The organism is Streptomyces luteosporeus, from assembly GCF_039532865.1.
GTDB classification, from domain to species: Bacteria; Actinomycetota; Actinomycetes; order Streptomycetales; family Streptomycetaceae; genus Streptomyces; species Streptomyces luteosporeus.
In genome coordinates this window covers 102865-123727 of the sequence record NZ_BAAASL010000013.1, presented here as the reverse complement: position 1 = coordinate 123727, position 20863 = coordinate 102865, and the positions used below count along the sequence as shown (strand labels likewise).

At 68.8% G+C, this 20863-nt stretch carries 10 protein-coding genes; 7 read left to right on the top strand and 3 right to left on the bottom strand.

Annotation, left to right across the window (positions count from 1 at the left end):
- The first annotated feature begins 5 nt into the window (after nucleotides 1-5).
- Together ABD361_RS18760 and ABD361_RS18755 are read left to right on the top strand one after the other, a co-directional pair.
- Nucleotides 6-248, top strand: coding sequence for a phosphopantetheine-binding protein (locus ABD361_RS18760; RefSeq protein WP_344436554.1), 243 nt, complete (start codon nucleotides 6-8; stop codon nucleotides 246-248).
- Nucleotides 245-4246: an amino acid adenylation domain-containing protein gene (locus tag ABD361_RS18755; RefSeq protein WP_425583250.1), complete on the top strand. Its 4002-nt coding sequence runs from the start codon at nucleotides 245-247 to the stop codon at nucleotides 4244-4246. The genes ABD361_RS18760 and ABD361_RS18755 overlap by 4 nt, the downstream gene beginning before the upstream one ends.
- Here the strand turns inward: ABD361_RS18755 and fes are convergent.
- The gene (gene fes / locus ABD361_RS18750; protein WP_344436553.1) at nucleotides 4186-5442 is read right to left on the bottom strand and encodes an enterochelin esterase; all 1257 of its coding nucleotides are present in this window, start codon (nucleotides 5440-5442) and stop codon (nucleotides 4186-4188) included. The genes ABD361_RS18755 and fes overlap by 61 nt on opposite strands.
- Before the next feature lie 95 nt (nucleotides 5443-5537).
- Between fes and ABD361_RS18745 the strand changes: the two genes are divergently transcribed.
- Complete coding sequence (locus ABD361_RS18745) at nucleotides 5538-6575, top strand: YncE family protein (protein WP_344436552.1); 1038 nt, start codon at nucleotides 5538-5540, stop codon at nucleotides 6573-6575.
- 554 nt (nucleotides 6576-7129) lie between these two features.
- Here the strand turns inward: ABD361_RS18745 and ABD361_RS18740 are convergent.
- Complete coding sequence (locus ABD361_RS18740) at nucleotides 7130-14788, bottom strand: hypothetical protein (RefSeq protein WP_344436551.1); 7659 nt, start codon at nucleotides 14786-14788, stop codon at nucleotides 7130-7132.
- Nucleotides 14785-15744 carry a 5'-methylthioadenosine/S-adenosylhomocysteine nucleosidase family protein gene (locus ABD361_RS18735; protein WP_344436550.1) on the bottom strand — a complete coding sequence of 320 codons (960 nt, stop codon included), beginning with the start codon at nucleotides 15742-15744 and terminating at the stop codon, nucleotides 14785-14787. The genes ABD361_RS18740 and ABD361_RS18735 overlap by 4 nt, the downstream gene beginning before the upstream one ends.
- A 189-nt stretch (nucleotides 15745-15933) precedes the next feature.
- On the opposite strand from ABD361_RS18735, the gene ABD361_RS18730 reads away from it, so the two are divergent.
- From ABD361_RS18730 to ABD361_RS18715, 4 genes are all read left to right on the top strand, one after another.
- On the top strand, nucleotides 15934-16629 hold the full coding sequence (locus tag ABD361_RS18730) for a Crp/Fnr family transcriptional regulator (RefSeq protein WP_344436549.1): 696 nt from the start codon (nucleotides 15934-15936) through the stop codon (nucleotides 16627-16629).
- 170 nt (nucleotides 16630-16799) lie between these two features.
- Nucleotides 16800-17741 carry a hypothetical protein gene (locus tag ABD361_RS18725; protein WP_344436548.1) on the top strand — a complete coding sequence of 314 codons (942 nt, stop codon included), beginning with the start codon at nucleotides 16800-16802 and terminating at the stop codon, nucleotides 17739-17741.
- A 110-nt stretch (nucleotides 17742-17851) separates the two neighbouring features.
- On the top strand, nucleotides 17852-19987 hold the full coding sequence (locus ABD361_RS18720; protein WP_344436546.1) for a hypothetical protein: 2136 nt from the start codon (nucleotides 17852-17854) through the stop codon (nucleotides 19985-19987).
- On the top strand, nucleotides 19984-20859 hold the full coding sequence (locus tag ABD361_RS18715; RefSeq protein WP_344436545.1) for a hypothetical protein: 876 nt from the start codon (nucleotides 19984-19986) through the stop codon (nucleotides 20857-20859). Before ABD361_RS18720 ends, ABD361_RS18715 begins: the two co-directional genes overlap by 4 nt.
- Nucleotides 20860-20863: the final 4 nt, after the last annotated feature.

Here is a 20863-nt window from a genome sequence, read left to right as displayed (position 1 = left end):
GCCGCATGTCCCCGACCCCCCTCCCCCTCACCCTGGAGAAGATCCGCGAGGACGTCGCCGACTGCCTCGGCGAGGACCCGGCGGACATCCCCGTGGACGAGAACCTCCTCGATCACGGCCTGGACTCGATCCGTGTCATGACGCTGCTGGAGCGCTGGCGCCGCGAACACGCCGTCACGGCCGACTTCGCCGACCTCGCCGAGCGGCCCGCCGTTGAGGCCTGGGCGTCGCTGCTGGGGGCCTCGTGAGCGCCGTACCGACCGCCGTACCCACCGCCGGCCCCCGTGCCGGGCGCACCGCCCCCGCGACCGTCCTGCCGCTGACGGCCGCCCAGTCGGGCATGTGGTACGCGCAGGCACTCGACCCGCTCAGCCCCGCCCAGAACACCGCGGAGTGCCTGGAGATCGACGGCCCGCTGGACCCCGGCACCTTCGCCGCCGCCCTGCGCCGCGTGGTGGCCGAGTGCGAGGCGCTGCGCGTGCGGGTGACGGACGGCCCGCAGGGCCCGCGCCAGCACGTGGCCGAGGCGGTGGAGTTGCCGCTGACCGTGCGCGACCTGCGCGGCGCGGCCGATGCGCACGGCGAGGCCGAGGCGTGGATGCGCGCCGACCTCGCCGAGCCCTGCGACCTGGCGGCCGGCCCGCTGTTCCGGCACGCCCTGTTCCGGGTCGCTGACGCGCGCTGGCTGTGGTACCAGCGCATCCACCACCTGGTGATGGACGGCTACGGGTACTCGCTGCTGGTGCGCCGCACCGCCGAGGTCCACACCGCCCTCGCCCGCGGCGAGGAGCCGCCACCGCGGCGGTTCGGGAGCCTCGCCGAGCTGGTGGCGGACGACGCGGCCTACCGTGCCTCGCAGACGTTCGCCGCCGACCGCGCGCACTGGGCGGCGGCGTTCGCCGACCGCCCGGAGGTGCCCCGCCCGGCGGGCCGCGGCGCGCTGCCCTCGCGCACGTTCCTGCGGCGCAGCGCCCGGCTCTCCCCGCAGGCCACCGAGCATCTGCGCGAGCTGGCCGGCCGGCTGCGGGCCACCTGGCCGGACGTGCTGATCGCCGCGCAGGCGCTGTACGTCTCGCGGGCGACCGGGCGCACGGAGGTGGTGCTGGGCCTGCCGATGATGGGCCGGCTGGGGTCGGCCGCGCTGCGCGTGCCGGGCATGGTGATGAACGTGCTGCCGCTGCGGCTGACCGTCGCCCCGGAGGCGACCTTCGCCGAGCTGGTGCGGCAGGTGGTCCTCGGCATCCGGCAGGTCCGCCGCCACCAGCGCTACCGCTACGAGGACATCCGCCGCGACCTCGGCCTGCTCGGCGAGGGCCGCGGCCTGGTGGGCCCGCTCGTCAACGTCATGCCGTTCGACTACGGCGTCGACTTCGCGGGCGCGCCGGCGCGGGCCCGCAACCTGTCCGCGGGCCCGGTCGAGGACCTGACGGTCAATGTGTACGACCGCGCCGACGGCCGGGGACTTGCGATCGACCACGACGGCAACCCCGCCCTGTACGACGAGGAGGCCCTCGGCGCCCACCAGGAGCGCTTCCTGCACCTGCTGGACGTCATCGCGCAGGCCGACCCCGGGCAGCCGACCGCCCGCCTCGGCATCGCCACGCCTGCCGAACGCGCGCTGGTCCTGGAGACGTTCAACGACACCGAGCAGCCGGTGCCGCCGACGACGCTGATCGGTCCCATCGAGGCGCGGGCGGTGCACACGCCCGGCGCGACCGCCCTGGTGTACGGGCAGACCACGCTCACGTACGGCGAGCTCAATGTGCGCGCCAACCGGCTGGCCCACCACCTGCGGGAGTTCGGGGCCCGGCCGGGCGAGGTGGTGGCGGTGTCGGTGCCGCGCTCGGCCGACCTGGTCGTCGCCCTGCTCGCGGTCCTCAAGACGGGCGCCGCCTATCTGCCGCTGGACCCGGACTATCCGCAGGCGCGGCTGGCGTACATGCTCCGGGACGCAAGGCCGGTCTGCGCGGTCGCCGACCGCGCCGGCCGCCTGCCCGGGGACGGGCGGCCCCCGGTGGTCGTCCTGGAGGGCCTCGACCTGTCGGGGTACGCGTGGGTCAATCCGCCGAAGGCGCTGACCCCCCACCACCCGGCGTACGTCATCTACACCTCCGGCTCGACGGGCCGCCCCAAGGGCGTGGTGGTCCCCCACCGGGCGATCGACAACCGGCTGCGCTGGATGCAGCACGCCTACCCGCTGACCGGCGAGGACAGGGTGCTGCAGAAGACGCCGTCGTCGTTCGACGTGTCCGTCTGGGAGTTCTTCTGGCCCCTGCGGGTGGGCGCCACCCTCGTCGTCGCCCCGCCGGACCTGCACAAGGACCCGCTCGGCCTGGCCCGGCTGATCCGGGAACAGTCCGTCACCACCTGCCACTTCGTTCCCTCGATGCTCCAGGTCTTCCTCGCCGGGGCGGAGGCGGGCGGGTGCGCGGACAGCCTGCGGCGGGTCTTCTGCAGCGGCGAGGCCCTGCCCCGGGAGACGGCGCACGACTTCGCCCGCGCCCTGCCCGGCGTCGAGCTGCACAACCTGTACGGCCCGACGGAGGCCGCCGTCGACGTCACGTACCACGCCTGCGACCCGGCGGCCACCGGCCCGGTGCCGATCGGCCGGCCCGTGTGGAACACCCGCCTGTACGTCCTGGACGCCGCCGGCCAGCCCTGCCCGCCCGGCGTGCCCGGCGAGCTGTACCTGGCGGGGCGCCAGCTGGCCGAGGGCTACCTGAACCGCCCCGACCTGACGGCGGCCCGCTTCGTCGCCGATCCCTTCGGGCCGCCGGGCAGCCGCATGTACCGCACCGGCGACCTGGCCCGCTGGACGGACGACGGCGAGATCGCCTACCTCGGCCGCACCGACCACCAGGTCAAACTGCGCGGCCAGCGCATCGAACTCGGCGAGATCGAGGCGGTGCTCACCGCCCAGGAGGGCGTGGCGGGCGCCTGCGCGCTGGTGCGCGAGGACCGGCCCGGCGAGCAGCTGCTCGTGGGGTACGTGACGGGCGGCGCCGACCCGGCCGCCGTCCGGGCGGCGGTGGCCCGTGAGCTGCCCGAGCACATGGTGCCGGCCGCGGTCGTCGCCCTGGACGCGTTCCCGCTGAGCCCCAGCGGCAAGCTGGACCGGCGCGAGCTGCCCGCCCCCGTCTTCGCCGGGGCCAAGGGGGGACGGGCGCCGGCCGACGCCCGGGAGGCGGCGCTGACCCGGCTGTTCGCCGAGGTGCTGGGGCTGGGGAGCACCGGGCCGGACGACTCGTTCTTCGACCTCGGCGGCACGTCGCTGCTCGCGGTGCGCCTGGTGACGCGCGTCCGCGAGGAGTTCGGCACCGAGCTGACCATCGGCTCCCTCTTCGAGGCCCCGACCCCGGCCGCGCTCGCGGCCCGCATCGCCGCCGCCGCACCGGCCGCCGGCGACGCCCTGGGCGTCGTCCTGCCGCTGCGCGCCGGCGGGGAGGGCACCGCGCTCTTCGCCGTCCACCCGGCCGGCGGCCTCGCCTGGTGCTACGCGGGCCTGGCCGCCCGGCTCGGCCCCGGCCGGCCGCTGTACGGCATCCAGGCGCGCGGGCTCGGCGACGAAGAGCCGCTGCCGCGCACCATGGAGGAGGAGGCGGCGGACTACGCCGCACGGATCCGGGAGGTCCAGCCGCACGGCCCCTACCGGCTGCTCGGCTGGTCGGTCGGCGGCGTCCTCGCCCACACCGTGGCCGTCCTGCTGCAGGAGGCCGGCGAGGACGTCGAGCTGCTGGCGCTGCTGGACGCCTTCCCCGCCGAGCAGTGGCGCGAGCGGCCCGCACCCGAGGAGGGCGACGCGCTCACCGCCGTCCTGCGCATGGCCGGCTTCGAACGGGCCGGCGAACGCACCCGCGAGGACGTCCTGGCCACCCTGCGCCGCGCGGGCAGCCCGCTCGCCGGGCTGGGCGAGGGGACCCTGTCGAGGATCGTCGACATCGTGCCGAACCACGCCCGCATGATGCGCGAGCACCGGCACCGGCGCTTCGACGGCGACATGGTGTTCTTCACCGCCGCCGCGCCCCGCGCCGAGGACTGGCTGACCAGCAAGGCGTGGCGCCCGCACCTCGGCGGCACCCTCGACAACCACGACCTGGACTGCACGCATCCGCAGCTGCTCCAGGGCCGCCACCTGGACGCGGTCGCGGCCGTGCTGGCGGCCCGGCTGGAGGAACTGGACGCGGCTCAGGAGGGGGAGAGCAGCCCCACGAGCCCGTCGGCGAGTTCGGTGCGCCAGCACAGGTAGTCGTGGCCGCCGTTGAAGGTGCGGTGGACGGCGTCCTCGTAGCCCGCCGCGGCCAGCGTCTCGCGCAGGCGCCCGGCCGCGGGCAGGGCCACCCACTCCTGCTCGCCGAAGGAGAGCCAGAAGCGCACCGGCAGCCGCTCGGCGGCGGCGAGGACGCCGGTCAGCCACTCGGTCTGCAGTCCGGCGGGCCACCAGAACGAACCGGACTGGGCGAGCACGTTGCCGAAGCGGGACGGGCTGGTGACCGCCGCATGGGCGGCGGCGAGCCCGCCGAGGCTCTGCCCGGCCACGATCGTGCGCGCGGGGTCCGCGGTGAGCGGCAGCCGGGTCGCGGCCCAGGGCAGCAGCTCCTCCTCCAGGAAGGCCACGAACTCCGGGCGGCAGGTCAGCTGCGCCCAGCGGGTGGCCGCGTCCACGGAGTCGGGCAGCACGGCGGCCAGCGGGGGGATGCGGCCGTCGGCGATGAGGTTGTCCAGGAGGTGGGCGATGCCCAGCTGCGGTTGCCAGTGCTCGCCGTCCAGCAGCACCAGGACGGGCAGGTCGGTGGCCTTTGCGGCCCCGGGAGGTGCGTACAGCCACACCCGGCGGCGGTCGCCCAGGTGGGCGCTTGTCACCTTGCCCTCGCTGACGGTGCCGCGCGGCACGTCCGCCCGGGGCAGCCAGTCGTCCGCGCCGGGGGCGTCCGGCAGTTCGGCGCAGGCGACGGGCTGCCCGCCCCAGCGCCGCGGCAGACGGCGCGAGTTGTACGGGTCGGGGCGGCGGTTGCCGCGCATCCAGGGCCAGTACCCGGGGTCCTCGGGCCGCGGGCCGTCGCCCTCGTCCACGTGGAGGTCGTAGGTGCCGCGCCAGTCCGCGCGCAGCCGTACCGTCCAGTGCCACACGTCGGTGCCGGGGACGTGCCGCATGAGGTTGGCCTCGGGGGCCCGCGGGTCGCCGAGCTTGTTGGGCAACACCTGCACCGCGCGCGTACGGGGCGAACCGCGCCACAGGAACGTCACGGCCCGGTGGTCGGCCCTGCCCAGCGGATCGGGCCCGACCAGCGGCGTACCGCGCCGGCGCACGTCCGCCCAGAACTCCGCCAGGCCGCCGGGGCCGGGCAGCGCGAAGGGCGGTGCCGGGAGCAGCGGCAGCGCCTGCGGGCGTGCGAGGCGGGGCGGGTGCTGCGGGGCGCCTTCGGGCGGGGCGGTGGGCGTCATGCGGGGCGACTCCGATGCGATTGGATAACTTAGGCAAGCCTAAGCTAACTTAGCCTTCATTCGCATTCCTCCCGCCTCAAGGAGACCGACGCAGCATGCCCTCGACCACCCGCCGTACCGCCGTCGCCGCCCTGGCCCTCGCCGCGAGCAGCGTGCCGATGCTGGCCGGCACCGCCTCGGCGTCCTCCCACCCCTCGACCGTCGTCTCGGCACCGCTCGCCAAGGGCCTGTACCAGTCGGCCTACTCCGAGCGCCATCACGTCCTGTGGGCCACCACGGCCGTCGGCCGCCCGCCGGTCACCTCCTCGGCCCTGCTCAAGGTCGACCCGAAAACCCTGAAGGTGCAGGCGACCTCCACCCCGCCCGTGACGGACGCGGCCACCGGCGCCGTCGAGGCCGTCTACGGCGTCGCCGTGGACGACGAGCACGACACCGTCTGGACCACCAACACCCGCAACAACTCCGTCGCCGTCTACAGCCAGCGCACCGGCAAGCACCTGGCCACCCTGCCGAACGTGGCCCACGCCCGCGAGGTCGTCGTCGACGAGCGCCACGACCTCGCCTGGGCGAGCGGCTTCGGGGACGGCACGGTGGTCGCCTTCGACACGCGCACGTTCAAGGAGAAGAAGCGCGTCACCGTCCCCGGTGCGGCCCCGGCCGGCCTCGCGGTCAACGAGCGGACGGGCACGGCGTACGCGACCGACCTGAAGGGCAACCGCCTCATAGCCGTCTCCCCGTACGCCAAGGACCCCTCCTTCATCCCCGCCGGCAACGGCCCCATCTCCGTGGCCCTCTCCCCCGACGGCCGCACCGCCTACACCGCCGACCAGGCGGCAGGCGGCATCTCGGTCGTCGACCTGCGCAAGAAGTCGGTCACCAGGACCATCCCCACCGGCGCCGGCACCCTCTCCGTGGCCACCGACCGCCGCACGGGCCGCGTCCTCGTCGCCAACCGCACGGCGGCCAACGTCACGATCGTCGACCCGGCGAAGGCCACCGTGACGGAAACCCTCCCGACGGGCCCCAACCCGAACCACGTCACGGTCGCCGGCACCACCGCCTACGTCGTCGACAAGTCCGGCGCCGGCCCGGAGGGCCGGGACCAGGTCCACCGCATCCGGCTGGGGCGGTGAGGCCGCAGCGTTGTCTTCGACCCCACCGTGAGCACGTCCGGCCCGGCCATCATGCGCCCGGGCCGGGCCATTGTGGTCGAATGATGGAGGGTATTCATCCCGTTACTTGGCCTGGCCGCCAGTGGTTTGCCTCAGGTTCCGCCAAGAATACGGGGCCCGTCCTGGTGCCGTCGCGGCGCGAGGGGGGGACCATGAGGTGACGCGATCGATGGTCAGACACCTGTGGACGCTGGCAGTCGGGGGCGCGATAAACATATGGGTCGTCACGGGAATGACGACGCCGGCCTTCGCCGCTACGGCTATCTGAACATGCACCCAGTGCGTGTACTCCTCCAGCTCAGCCCTCCGACCACTTTCACCACCGTGATGACGGACGGTTCGCCACCGGGAGCCACGCATCGGGCACCGCCGAAACGAGCGTGGCCCGGTCGGTGTCGCCCAGACAAGTTCGCCCCCAACCGCCACCACGTTCCCGTCCCGCAAATGGGACTGCTGCGAACCAGCCAGACAGCCGACACCTCCAACCGACGCTCGTGGGCCGGACTCAGCTTCCATCAGTACTGACGCCAGAACGCCCGCCGGTCAACCCGCCAATGACCGATGTGCTCGCCGGTACCGTCCTGGTGGGAGAGCTCTTCGCCATGCACGTCACACAGTGCTGTCCACGTTGTCTCACCGAAGCGGTGGTTCTCGGTCACTCGGACGCGCCAAGCCAGCTTCCACCCTTGAACGGTAAGGGTGTCGATGCCACCGGCAGCAAGCAAGAGAGCCGGTGGACCGAGGCATCCCAAGCTTGGGTCGAGAACGACCGCTTCCTCCTCACCAGGAACGTGGAACTCAAGACGCCGACCGCTCCAGCGCAGACCGAGCCGCTCAGCCAGCGTCCGTGAAGGTACTGCTCGGTCCCTCGGCTTGCCCTTCGTACCATCCTGCAGCCGAACAAGGAAGGTGTCCTCGTACAGTGTCGTCGCGGCGAACACCGCCCCGACACCTTGGAGAGCAGCCACCGTCGCGAGGGGTTGCCGGTAGTACTCCCCGAGGTACATCTGCGATGGCCACCGTTCACTCAGAGTCGGTGCTTCCGGCTCCATCAGATTCGTGACCAAACAGTCCTGCGCATCGATCCGCGTAAGGACAGCCTTTACTTCCACCCGGACAGTCCTGCCGTCCTGGCGTTGCCTGGTGGGCGAACCGGCTGGCCCAGTGTTCTCGAGCCGGACGAGCGTGTAGGGGTCGGTGACCAGTACGGGCAGACCGTCCTGCCTGTCCGGCCCGCCAGGCGGCCGAAGCTCGTACTCGGAGTGCAGCACGTACCACGTGGCACCGTCAGGATCACACACGGTCAAGAACTGGGAAGGACGCACTTCCTGCAGAGCGGTGGAGGCATCTGCTTCGCCCACAGGAGCGCACCACCAGGAATGTGGCTGGAGGCCTGTTCCTACGGAATACGACCACTCGGGTGGGACAGTCGGATCGATCGCGTGCCGTCGGTCCAGCGCACAAGGCTCAGAGGGCTCGGACCAGGGCCGCAGTCCGCCCGAGCCGGGTACCGTCACGCCGTGCCACTCCTCCAGAACCGTGTCGAGTAACTTCTGCTGCTGTGCGTAGGCAGACCACTCCTCAACTTTGTAGCCCCGCCTGTGACGCAACTGCACGTCAAGCCGCCTCGGCTTGAGAAAGCGCAAGCGGCGGATCATCCATGGGAAACGCTTTGGATCACTGTCGGTCCTTCCGACCACCGGTCCGAAGTAGATTTCGCAGCGCTCCGTCTCCCTTGTGGACACCGGCAGCACAGAGACTCTCGGCAGCTTGACGAGCGGCTTTCGTGACGGCACGAGCATCGGCTGACCCAGCAACGTCCGTATGCCGAAGATCGTCTGCTGGATACTCCTGTGCGCCTTGCGCTGACCGCGCGCCATAACGCCTTGCCACCGCTCCATCGGTACTGCTTCAGCCCCGAGCAGCAACGCACCATAGGCTGCCAGCCAGCTTGCCTCGGCGATGAACCCGTCGTCGCTGTTCCCGAACAGCTCCAATTGCTCGATGGCCGTCTCCGGATCGTCCCTCCAAATCTGCGCGACAGTGCGTACGCACAACGAGCGCAGCGGCTGACTGGGTACCGCACAAAGCCACAGGAGCACCGTGGTCACAGCCCCTGCGTCCCGCCGCACCTCCTCCGAGCCCGAGGACGCCCAACGGAGGAATTCCTGGAGCATGTTCAACCCGTCTCCGTCTTCCAGGAGGTGGAGGATGGGGGCAATGAAGCGACTTGCCAACTGCTTTCGCCCCAGCTTACCGAGTTCCTCGTGGAGGAAGCCGGCACCTGCCGGATGGTCCCGGTTCGCGGAGTTCACCAGCACCGTGTACCAGACCCAGGGCGCCAGTTCGGGGTCGGCTGCCCAGCGCCTCAGAAAATCCAGGGAGGATTTACTGCGTATCAGGTCACGACGCCTCCCTTCGAGTGACTCCAGGATGGCCATGACCACGACGGGTGGCAGTCTCCTCGGCAAAAAATTCGAGAGTTCCTTACCGACGTGAATGTGGGGTACCGCGCCGGCCAGGGCAAAGAGCAGCCGAGCGGCACGGTCGGCAGCCTCTTTTACTCCGGTCAAGTCCCTCAGGAGGGACGTCAGATGGTGCCGGTGCCTCGGATCGCGCATCAGATTGCCAGCCCATATGTGCTCCGCGAAGCGCTGTACGGCAAAGCTGATCCGTTGATTCTGCGGATCGAAGGCCAGCACGCCGGCTTGGAACAGCCATTCCAGTAGATGTGCGGGATCCCCCAGCTCCGTCTCGGGGCGCAGGGCCTCGCAGGCGGCATGGTAGTCGAGGGAGTCCATCAAGCCGATGCGTGCGCCGAGAAGGGCGCAAGCCCTGCTCACCAGGGGGTGTTCCGCAGTGGCCGGCCTGCCGTGAAGATATTCGAAATAATCTTTTCCGAGGATCCTCAGCCACCATTCGAAGAGGTCGCCGATACTGGGCACCGAAACGGGCATCCCGCGATCCACGCTGCCACGTTCACGGTGAAGGCACCAGGCAAGCACGGCGAGCATCAGTGGGCGGCGCAGTTCTGCGACATCCGGCGGCAGGACCAGCGCAGGCACCTTGTAGACGTCCCGCATGACCTCCCAGGCTCGTCCCGGATCCGTCACACCGTTCGCCCAGTGGATCCCGTAGGGGCGGCCCCCGGTCTCTGCCGATGTCAGGCGCCGGTCCAGCCGGGTGGACGCCACGAGCAGAACCGAGGGGAATTCTCTCAACAGCATGGCAAGGGATGCGAAACCGTCGAGTTCTTCACCTCGCAGGCGCGTGACATCGTTGAGAGCGTCGACGATCAGCACGGCGTTCTTCCCAGTGGAATCCGCGTGCCCCTGAAGTGCGGCCAACAGCAGCCTGGCAGGGACGGCCGGGCCCCCCGGTACGGCTGCGCTGGAGAGGCGTCCCTCCCATGACTCATCGCTGCCGAGTTCGCGACCGGTGACGAACGCGACCGGAGCGCCGGCAGCGACCCTGGCCTCGGCCCAGGCTCCGAGTCCGTACGACTTGCCGGTCCCCCATCCTCCTGCGATCAACAGAGCACCAGTCGCCCGGGCCGACAAGGCGGCGTCGGAGCCGAGTGCGGCCAAGCGGCGTCTGCACGCCTGCAGATCCTGAAGGGCAGTGAACAACTGCTGTTGCGCCGCAAGGTGATCGGCCGGCAATTCATCCACCAGCCCGGCGGCCTGGAAACCTGCGCACAATTCCCTGATCAGGTCTCCCATCCCCTCGGCCACAGCTGCGATCCGTCCGAGAGCAGCCACGATGTGGGAACCGTCGGCCCTGGCGGCCTCGGGTCCAGCACGCTCGAGCGTTGTGGCCAGCGTCTCGATCGCCAGGAGGCACTCCGCGCGGTCGCTTTCCCCGGCGTGCCACACCGCGAGGGCGGCGTCCACCTGCTCGGCGGTGGGGCTCCGGAGCCCGTCTGCGGACGGTTGCCATGCACTCCAAGGCCTCAGCGCGTCGACCGCGGATCGGATGCGTACCACGGTCGGTGCGGGGTCATTCAGCTCCTCCAAGACACCGCTGAGGGGGGTGTGCAGCCACGGGGTCTCGGGCCCGTCGGCACCAGGGGTGCGCCGTACGCTCCGTACCGTGGCGATCGTCTTCCGGTTCAGATCATCCAGGCAGGCGAACTGCACATCGTCGGACCGATCATCCGACTTGCGGATCACCTTCCCTATCACTTCTCCGGTGAAATTCCCGTTGAACTCGAAATGATCCCCGAGGATGTATGTGGCATGCGCTTCGGGCAGGGACAGAGTTCGGATGACCTCGTCGATGGGCATCCCTTCCCACCCGGCTGCGGCATAGCTGTTCCATGCAGCAACGAGCGCGGCTCTCAGCCCGAGACGCCAGGGGAACTCCTTGGTGAGAGCCTTGAGGGCATGGAGCGCCTCAGGTGTGCACCTATTGACCAGCACGCGGGGGATGGCGTCCCGCCACTCGACCACGTGCTCCGCCGGACCCATGAAATGGCCGCCCAAGCGATAGGCAGTCTCCACATCGGCGAAGAGGGAGTGAAGCCAGCGGTAGAGGTCCGCCAGCTCGACCTCGGCCAACGACCGTTCGATGCGCTGTCGCACTTCGCCCGTAGCGCATGCCTCAGCAAGGGCACGGCTGAAACTTTCCGATGTATGTACCAGCGCACGGATGCGAGGCCACGAATCCCGTGCGTCCGTGAACAGCATGGCTCTGGCCGCCCGCACGGCCAGCTCCCGCTGATCCGGCTCGGATGCTTCTGCCAAGCCTGTGAGCACCTCGGTCGCAAGACGGCGCGCCGACCGGCTTCCGGCCGGCAGAAGTGCTTCGAGTAGCCACGACCAGGTCTCCTGGATGAGATTGGGATCCGCAGCCTCAGCTGGGAGCACCAGGGGGGCGTCACCGTCCCCAGCCCGAGCCGCCCGCTCGGCAGGGCCGGTACACCCGACAGATGCGTCTCCTTCCCGGTCTCTGACGGCTACGGCCACCAGGCAGGCGAGTCGCTCCATCACCGACGCCAGTGGCGCCGCCCATTGAGGATCCAGGAACCTGAGGTTCCAGGGCAGTTGCCCGCGCGCCAGGTCGCCTCTCACAGCTCGTTCGAGGTCGTGGGCAAAGTCTGCTGGGGCATGGCAGGCCGCACGGCGCAACAGATCCGTCTGGGTTCTGCGGGACCGCTCGTCGGAATCGGCTGGCAAACTGCAGACGACGGCCGCAGTCCACCGGGACCAGAGTTGCCCGGTCAGCCCGTCCATTCGATCGGCCTGGTGCAGGAGGAGGAGCGCCCGGAAGCCCGCCCAGGCGCGAAGGTCTTGACGGCCCGTTCCGAGCCAGTCGTCGCGGTGATCGTGCTCGGCACCAAGATAGGTGAGCGCACAGTCCGTGAGTGCAGCCAGATCTTCGGCAGAAAACACCCTGGCTCCCGGCCATTCAGCCAGGTCATAGCTGTACTGCTGGTCCCCCTTGCCGGTATCCGGGTCACATTGGAGGTTCCACAACAGCCTCAGGAAGCTGTCGGGATCACCTGTCTGCGCCTCGGTAAGGGCCTTGTGCTGAGCGGTGGCAAGTTCCACGGCAACGGATTCGTTCTTACGCTGGGCCGCTTCGGCATTCATCCGCATGGATCGTGCCAGCTCGCTGTCGAGTGCGATGCCCTCGAAGAACCATTTCAGCCGTCGCCAAGCCGGATTGTCCTGTCGGCCGTAAAGGAGCTCGAAGGCTGCTTGGTCGTGGTGCCGGAAGAGGTGGGATGCGAGGAATCCGTACGCTTCGGCCACGTCCGGTTCGCCCGCCTTGACGGCGCGCTCCGCCTGATCGAGCAACCAGCCGAAGTCCTGCTCGCTCAGCAGCCGGGTCCGAACGGGGGCATTGCTCGGGAGATCACCGGCCGTCTGCCATTGCCGGATGCCGGTCAATGCTCGTTTCCACGACCGGGTCAGTGCCCAGAGCTCATGGGCGGGGAAATCGTCGGAACGAAGGCTCTCTGTGACCAGTGCCTCGACCAGGCGCAGCCGCTCGGCATCGACTGCCGCGGCATCCTCCACGTCGGTGCTCTCGAGGGCCGCCGGGAAGAAGACGTCCTCGTGCTTTCGCAGGCGGCCGACGATGATCGAGGCCACGAGCGGTCGGAGACCAGCGACGCGGTCAATCCGCAGGATGCGATCGATGACCTCGTCGATGAAGCCCTCCACCACCGACTTCTTGCCGCTGAGGAAGTCGCCTCCACGAGCGGTCAGCCAGCGCAGGATCTCGATCACTTGGTCATCGGTGCAGTAGGACACCATCGTCCGGAGAAAAAAGAGGTAGGAGCCGACCAGATGGGGATTCCGCGGCGGCCGGAGAACGTCGAGCACCGCCGCGATACCGATGTACCGCGGCCAGAGTCCGGACAGTAAAGTCCCGCGGAGCTCGTCGTCAGGATCGACACGTGCGGCGTAGTCGTCGTTCTGCAGGGAAGTGAGGAGAGGCCCTAACGCACCGGCGGCAGCCTCAGGAGAGCAGGCGAATACCGCGGCGACCGCGAGCCTGCGCTCCGTCGCAGGACATCGGTCTTCGCCGCAGACAGCGAGCAGCGGTGCCACCAGTTCGGGGCCCGCACAGGCCTGAGCGAGACGCAGGGCCACGCGCACACGCGCCCGCAGGGGCCAGTCGTCGTCCAAGCTGGACAGATCGCCCGTCAAGGCTGCGCCTATCTGGTCCGCCAGCCTGGGATGGGCCAGATCCCAACGCGAGAACTGCCATCGCGTGGCGCTCAGTTCCACGTCAGCCGCATGGTCCAGCAGGCGCGAGACGATCAGTCCACGCATGGCGTCGGACCGCACCAGGGCACTGTGTACGGTCACACTTTCGACATCTGCAACGACCAGCCATTCGGTGTGCTCTGGGGCGAGCGCGACCAGCCAGGCCGCCGTCTCGCGAAGGGGCGGGGGAATCCGGGACGCGTTCGCGCCTGGCACGTGGACGAGGAAAATCTCCGCTAGTCGCCGGTGGGACAGCCGCCGCCGAGTCAAGTAGGAGGCAGCAAGATAGGCCGACAGCGAAGAGTGGCGAAAGGACTTCCGCTCGTGGTCGATCCCCGTGAACAACGCGGTCCCGAAGGTTTCCCGCACCGCTTCCGGAGTGACAGGGAAGCGGTCCCCGGGCGCGCTCTCCTCCACTCCCCCGATGAGCTCATCAATCCTCAGGTCGAGTCGGTGCGGCTGGCTTCGCGGGCCATGTCCGTCCCACAGCGTCCGTCGTCCGCACAACAGCATTCGCGCAGCGATACGCCCGGCGATTTCCAGGCGCTGTGACGGCGACGTTCGAGGCGCTCGTGCCGGGAATCGTCCAGGGTCGTGCTCGTCGGCTAACAGGCGAACTCCGCTCGCAAACAGCTCTCGGGGATCCCCGCTCAGCCCATCGTTCTCCCGATACGTGCGCACCAGTAGTTCCAGGGTCAGCGGTGCGCTGGCCAGGGCACCCGCTCCGACGGACACCGCGGCGACGATGAGTGCTGTTCCATCCACACCGGCGCTGTCCGCCAGGCGCACGGCCTCCGCCCGGGACAGCGGTGCAAGGTCGGCGAACGAACACTCGCTGAAATGCTCCTGTAGAACCTCGGTCATGCGGACTAGGTAGTCGGCTGTGCGGCAGGCCAGGAGCATCCGGAGGCCTGCCGTGTCCCTGCTGTGCAACGACTTCGTCAGCCGCCCCGGCAACTGGTGAAGCATCGTGCTCTCGTCCAGTTGGTCCAGCACCACAGTCAGACGCTCGCCGTCCCTCTTTTTGGGCAAAGTGGACGACAGCCCTGCTGCATCGTCGCCACCGGCGCGCGGATTTCCGCGGGGAAGCGCGGTGAGATACCGTCCCACAAGGTCCTGGTACGAATTCTCGGTCAGGTCCGAACCATTGACCCAAACATATCCGGCCGACGTCTCCGGGTCCTCCGGCTCGAGCGCCCTGAGATCCTGGACGATGCGGCGCAGCACCGTGGTCTTACCCCCGCCGGGCTCACCGAGCAGCACCGTGGCTCCGCAAACGGCAACCGCTTCTGGAGGCAGCAAGGCCCCTGGGACGGGTGGCCCGTCTGACGGTCCGGACGCCACATCCTCGTCCAGGAACCCGTCGTCACCCAGCGGAAACAGATCCTCGACCGGATCGTTACCCGCCCGCACCCGGCACAGTCGGTCGGCCTGGATCTGGAAAACACCGTTCAATGCGCCTGCCCACCATGAGTGTCTGCCACTCCATCGCCGGAGTGGAATGTTCCGCGTCGACGGTCCACATATTTTCCCGTCACTGATTTCAGGAAGTAACCGCTGAATTCAAAGTGATCGCCGCCGTAGTGGCGTTCGCCACGCGGCTGACCGAAAGGGCGGTCCTGCGGTGGGACAGCATGCTGCCGAGTACTCCGATCACCGGATGTGGACGATTGGAGGCTGGCGATCACGGTGGTCACCACGGCAGCAGCGTGAGCAGCAGCTCTGGAGCGCGCACCGCCGGCGTCGACAGCTCGTTCGACGGTCTGCACCCGTGCACCGATCCCGCAGACGACCAGCGCCCGACCGGGCTGAAGCAGGTGCGCCCCAGCGGCAAAGCCGGAGCTTCCGCTCTCGACCGCCACAGCGTCCCTGCCATTGTGGTGCAGCCGCACCACCAGTTCACTGGGCACCGAGCCGCTGGGCACGCCTCCGCAGACCAATGGTTCGAAGTGGACGACGGGCAACCCTGCGAGGGCCGGCACCGGCCGATCGTCGTCCATGGAGATACGCCTGCGCCACAACCCGTCCTGGAGTGCGGCCCGGGCGACCTGCAGGAGGGAGCCGGACGGGGCCCATGACCGTGCCGTGGTCCCGGTTACACCCTGATGCAGCAAGGCTCCTTGGACGTCGTAGGCCGTCGTGGCCACTACTACGTCGCCGAGGGCGATGTCCTCCTCCAGACAGCTCGCCACACCGACGAAGAAGACGGCTTCGGGTGCGAGCTCACCGACAAGCTCACTGAGCAACGTCGCGGCCTGATCACCCTCGCCGAGCAGTCCGAGCGCGACCTGCCACGGGCTTCCGGGCAACCGACCGAACTCGGCTCCTTCTCCCCCCGGGAGCGGCAGCCGCTGCACATCCTCCAGCCGGTCGCGCACGGCCCGGTACTCCACAGGCAGCGCCGTCAGCACCGCCACCGTCCCCCAAGGATCACGTACCCATCCGGTCCCCACAGTGTTCCCTTCTCATCCGCCAAGGCCGTTCCAGGGAACTGCGGCAGCAGATTGACGTCAAATTGTTTGTACACCAGCAAGCTTGTATCGGGTCACCAGAATCATTAATTCCCACCGCAAGGCAAGGGCGCTCACTAGAGTTGCGCCATGACCGGTGAACCAGCCCCAGACAGAGAATCGCCGATCCCGCCGGCCCTGACCATGCGAGAGCTCGTAAGCGAGGAGACCTGGGCGGACTTCCGGCGACAATCGTTCGAGCGCCCGCACCCTCGCGGTGACGTGTTGTTACAACAAGGTGATGACGGCACTCATGTGCTCGCCGTGCTGTGTGGTTTGACCAAGGTGGAACACACAGCACGGAACGGCTCCGTCAACCTACTGGCCTTTCGCGGTCCGGGTGAGCTGCTCGGCGAGCTGGCGACGATGGGCCGGTGCGGTCGGCTGGCGAGCGTCACCACCCTTTCACGGTGTCGGGTGGCAGTCATGCACGCGGCCGCTTTCACCAAGTTCGTCACGGACCATGACCTCTACCCCGCTCTACTCCACTTTGCCCAGGCCCGACTGCGGGAGTCGACCCCGGACGGCGCGGGGCTCGGACAACGGCTGGCTGCGACGCTGGTGAGGGTGGCCGACATGCTTGTCGCATCCGGCAACGATGCCGGGCGCCCCCTTGTGCTCCCCCTCAGACGCCGCGAGCTGGCCAGCTACCTCGTCACTCATCGCAACAACGTCAGTGATCAGTTGAGGGAACTGCGCAGGTTCGGCGTCAGAGGCCACCGGTCGTCCATCGTGGTCGAAGACCTGTCGGCTCTGCGCCAGGCCCTGGAGACACTGTACGAGTAACCCGCCCCGGCGCGCCGTCCACCCGAGCCGAGAATGTGACCGGCGTCACCGGCTATCGGCACTGGGGCAGCACAACGCCCCATCGATTCCCGCGAGCCTGGACAGGCACAGCGACGCGGTAACCACCGCGTCAGCCACTGCCGATCCGACCTCTCCATGGAGGAATCGCGATGTCCGAGCGCCACGGGCTCCTGCCCGAAGCAACCGCCCACCCCTACAGTCACAGCCGTACCCTCCCGCCATACCGCGGCATCCTGGCCGTGGATGCCAAGGACTTCACCGGCCGCCCGGCCATCGAGCACGCTGTCATCAGCCGCACCATCCCGGAACTCCTGCGGATCTCCTTCACACGGGCCGACCTCTCCGGCCTCTGGGAGGACCGAAGGTTTGCCAACTCTACGGGCGACGGCTATGTCTTCGGATTCGATCCAGCAGCCATGCCGTTCGTCATCCACCCGTGGCTGAGGACCCTTCAGGACGTGCTCACCGAGTTCAACGTGCATTCCATGGGGGTGGCCCCGATCCGGCTCCGAGTCAGCCTCCACATCGGCCCGTTGCCCGACAGCGGGGAGGACTTCGACGGCAACGGCACCCCGCGCAACGACACCCACCGACTGCTCGACTCCCGTCCGGTGAAGGCGATCCTCGCCTCCTCCAACGAGAACATCACTCAGGTCGCCGCCATCTTGTCCGACCGCTGCTACCAGGATGCCGTAGCCAGCGGTTACACCGGGCGTCATCCCGACTACTTCATCGAGGTGCCGGCGACAGTGGAAGGGAAGCGCTTCGATCAGCAGGCCTGGCTCCATGTACCGGTCCCTTCGGGCGCCCTGTACGACCGCCGCGTACTCGGCGATGAGGTGATCGCGGACCAGGAGGCGGGAGATGACAGTGCCCGGGCCGGCCGCGCCAAGCCACGCGCACGCAGTCCTCGGTCGGTGAAGAACTACCGAGCGGACCACGGCAATCTGAACAGCGGTACTGTCCATGGCGACCAGCAGGTCAGTAACACCACCGTCAGCGGTGACTACATGCACGGTGGCAAAGCCGGCTCCGTACGCGGCAACCTGGGCGACACCGTTCAGGGCGACAAGAACACGGACCAGCGGTGAGCCCCCGGGCCGAACGCCCGGCCTTCCCCGGCGGCCCCTCGTGGGAAACCGGGGGATCCGGCTCCCGCGCCGAAGAGACGTTGGCGCCTGGAACGAAGCCCGAATCCACGATGTCCAGTGCCCCTGACCGGCAGGCGGCCGCAGAGGACGCAGACGATGAGGCCTTCGACCAGTCGTTGGAGGACCTGGTCGCCGCAACAACCCACGGGCGTGCCTTCTCCTTCAACTACTACGCACCGGGCGGCAACATCAACGCCGGTTCGGTGAGCGGCGGTCAACATGTGCGCAACGGGATCCATGGTGGTGAGGAATACCGCGTGGAAGTGCACGAGGGCCTCATCTCCGAACAGGAGCTCGCCGAGGCGCTACGGGGCTTCGCGGAGCCGGAATGGTTCCCCGCCGCCAGGGCAGAACTCGGCCAGGGAGTGTTCTTCCTGACCGGTAAGCCGGGAACCGGACGACGCACTGCAGCCCTCAACCTGCTGGACCGCCATAGTCCACCGGACAGCACGCTGTGGGCCATCGACGGCGATACAGACCTGTCTACGTGGCGCCCCGGCCGTGCCGGCGGCTACCTGATGGACGGCTTACTGCCCACCCAAAGGCTGAGGCCGGGCGCCCTACGCCATCTCCAACAACTGCTGCGTGAGGCCGGGGCCTGCCTGGTAGTCGTGGCACAAGACGAACCCGAGCTCGTCCGTGATCTCGAACGCCTCCTTCAGGCACGACTGTTGGTGTGTTCACCACCTTCTCCCAGGGAAGTGTTCGATACCCGATTCAAGGTCGAAGTGCCGGATCCGGCCGAGCGCGAACGACTGCTCGAGTCTTTGGAGCCCGGCCTCTTGGACGGCCTCCTCGTCCCCGAGCTGGTCCCCTCAGAAGTGGTCGAGCTGGTGACCGCCGTAGCAGCATCCGCCGAAGAGCCTGCAGCCCTCTCCGGCCTGCGCGACCGGCTGAGTTTTCTGGCCGAGGGGGAGATCCCCGAGCTGATCAACCAGCTTCACGACGATCCCGACGCCCTGGCGTTCCTGCTGGCCTCCTGCGTCTTCGAAGGGCTCGACTATCGGATCGTCCAGGAGGAGGCGGACCGGCTCCTCACCATCGCGGACGGGACTTTGCACGCCTTCCTCGACACATCGGAAAACGGCACTGGAGAAGGACAACCACGGGCCAACCCCCGCTTCGTCTTTCGGCGATCACTAGAGGACCTGCTGCGCAGCGTAGGCGCGCAGCGCGCGCCGAAGGAGATCATTCTCTCCTCGACCCACCCCTACATGGTGGAACCGGTGCGGTTTACCCGGCATCGGCAGGCAGAGACGGTCCTCAGGCATGTCTGGCGCGAATACGGCGGTCTGTCAACAGTGCTGACCGAATGGATGGACCAGGTTCAGGGCGGAAGAGAACTCACGGCACGTGTCGGTCGTGTCGTGGGCATGGCCGCCGGCTGGGGCGGCGGACGGCGGGCGTTGCGCCACGTCGGCGTCCTCGCCAAGTCAGAGCGCGAAAGCAGCCGAAGCATTGCTGCCTATGCCCTGGGCATCGCATCCGAGGACCCCGTGCTGGTCGGTGAGGTGAAGCACCGGCTCGTCCAGTGGAGCTGGAGCCCGAGTCCAGAACTGCGCACAACCGTCGCGCATGCCTGCGGCACCACTTTCGGCTTTTCCCGTCCGGACCTGGCGATGACACTGCTGCACCGGGTCTCCCGAGGGCCGGACGGCGAGCAGAGCCTGTCGGTGAAGCGTGCAGTCCGCACCTCGTCGGCAAACCTGTTCAGCTCGGGCAGCCAACCAGTGGTCGTGCGCCACTTGGCCGAATGGGTCCGCCGGGACGGACCTGACGCCGAGCTCGCCCTGCGCCTCTTCCCTCACCTCCTGGCGGATGCCTCGTGGTTCCACACCCAGTTGCTCGATGGTGGTGAGTGCGCGCAACCGGTCGTCGAACTCATCCGCCGCGCATTGAACCACGACGGCATGTTCGACACGACCTGCCACCACCTGGTCCGCTGGTGCCGTCGCGCCGCTTGGGCCGAATCCCAGCAGGAAGCCATGACGATCCTCTTCCGCGAGCTGGCCCAGGACATGCAGCACGGAGTGCTGCGGTTGTTCGTCGTGATCGACCGGATCGACGATCCCGGCTTGGTCGGCCGCGACACTGCCCGGAAAGCTCTCGAAGCCTGGCGCCGCGGGACACCGACGGGTCCGGCGCCAACGAACAGCAACCCATTGACCGGAAAGGGGGCCCAGTGACCACCGACAACAACCCTCCGATCTGCTCACCGGCCACCCACGCACCCTGGCTCGAGATCCTGCGTCAACGCTGCTCCGGCCGCCTGGACCGGGCTCTGGTGCTCCGGGACCAGGCCGGCGCACATTACCTGCTGGGGCCCCGGAAGCTGCGCAGGACGGAGGCCGACGAGGCCGCGAGACCCGCCATTCCCCGCCTGCTGGACCGATACGAGTCCGCCTTCCACGTCCGCTTGGATCAACGGACAGCGATCAGAGGAGTCGCGCTACCTACTTCCTACGGCACCGAATCGGTGGACATGCGGGTGCAATGGTGGGTCCACGACCCGGTCCGGGTCGTGACCTCCGGGGTACACAGCGGCTGGGACGTCGTACGGGCCGACCTGGATCGCCGGCTGAGTGAGGTCGAGCAGGCCTGGTCCGGCACGGGCCGTAGCCTCACCGCCGGGGACGTGTTGCACCACTTTTCTCTGTCGTACCGCTTAGACGCCACCGGTCTCACGTATCACCTCGCTGACGTCCACGCCCGCCAGGCAGAGGGGGATCTACGGCTCGGACAGGACTCCGTGGCCACTCCGCCGTACTCATGGGCAGCCAACCGACGCGAGGAGTACGAATTCTGCCTTCAGGCCGTACGGAACGGCCCGGTTTCGCTCGCCACCCTGTGGCTGCTCAGACACCCGCACGAGGTCAGCCAAGTACTGGACTGGTCGATGCGCCACCAGGACCTCTTCCGGGAGGAGACGAACTGGCAGGACGAGATGGCCGGTCTGCTGGGGGCTCTGACGCCGGAAGAGCAGCAGGAGCTCTCCGAGCTGGTGCGCACTCGGTTGATCGCCTTGGGGCGGCGCGTTCCAGGGCCTCGGCCGAGCTGACCAG

Excerpts from the sequence above, each read along its gene's own strand:
- ABD361_RS18760 (WP_344436554.1), top strand. The coding sequence starts at position 6 with ATGTCCCCGACCCCCCTCCCCCTCACCCTGGAGAAGATCCGCGAGGAC.
- fes (WP_344436553.1), bottom strand. The coding sequence starts at position 5,442 with ATGACGCCCACCGCCCCGCCCGAAGGCGCCCCGCAGCACCCGCCCCGC.
- ABD361_RS18745 (WP_344436552.1), top strand. The coding sequence starts at position 5,538 with ATGCCCTCGACCACCCGCCGTACCGCCGTCGCCGCCCTGGCCCTCGCC.
- ABD361_RS18730 (WP_344436549.1), top strand. The coding sequence starts at position 15,934 with ATGACCGGTGAACCAGCCCCAGACAGAGAATCGCCGATCCCGCCGGCC.
- ABD361_RS18725 (WP_344436548.1), top strand. The coding sequence starts at position 16,800 with ATGTCCGAGCGCCACGGGCTCCTGCCCGAAGCAACCGCCCACCCCTAC.
- ABD361_RS18720 (WP_344436546.1), top strand. The coding sequence starts at position 17,852 with ATGTCCAGTGCCCCTGACCGGCAGGCGGCCGCAGAGGACGCAGACGAT.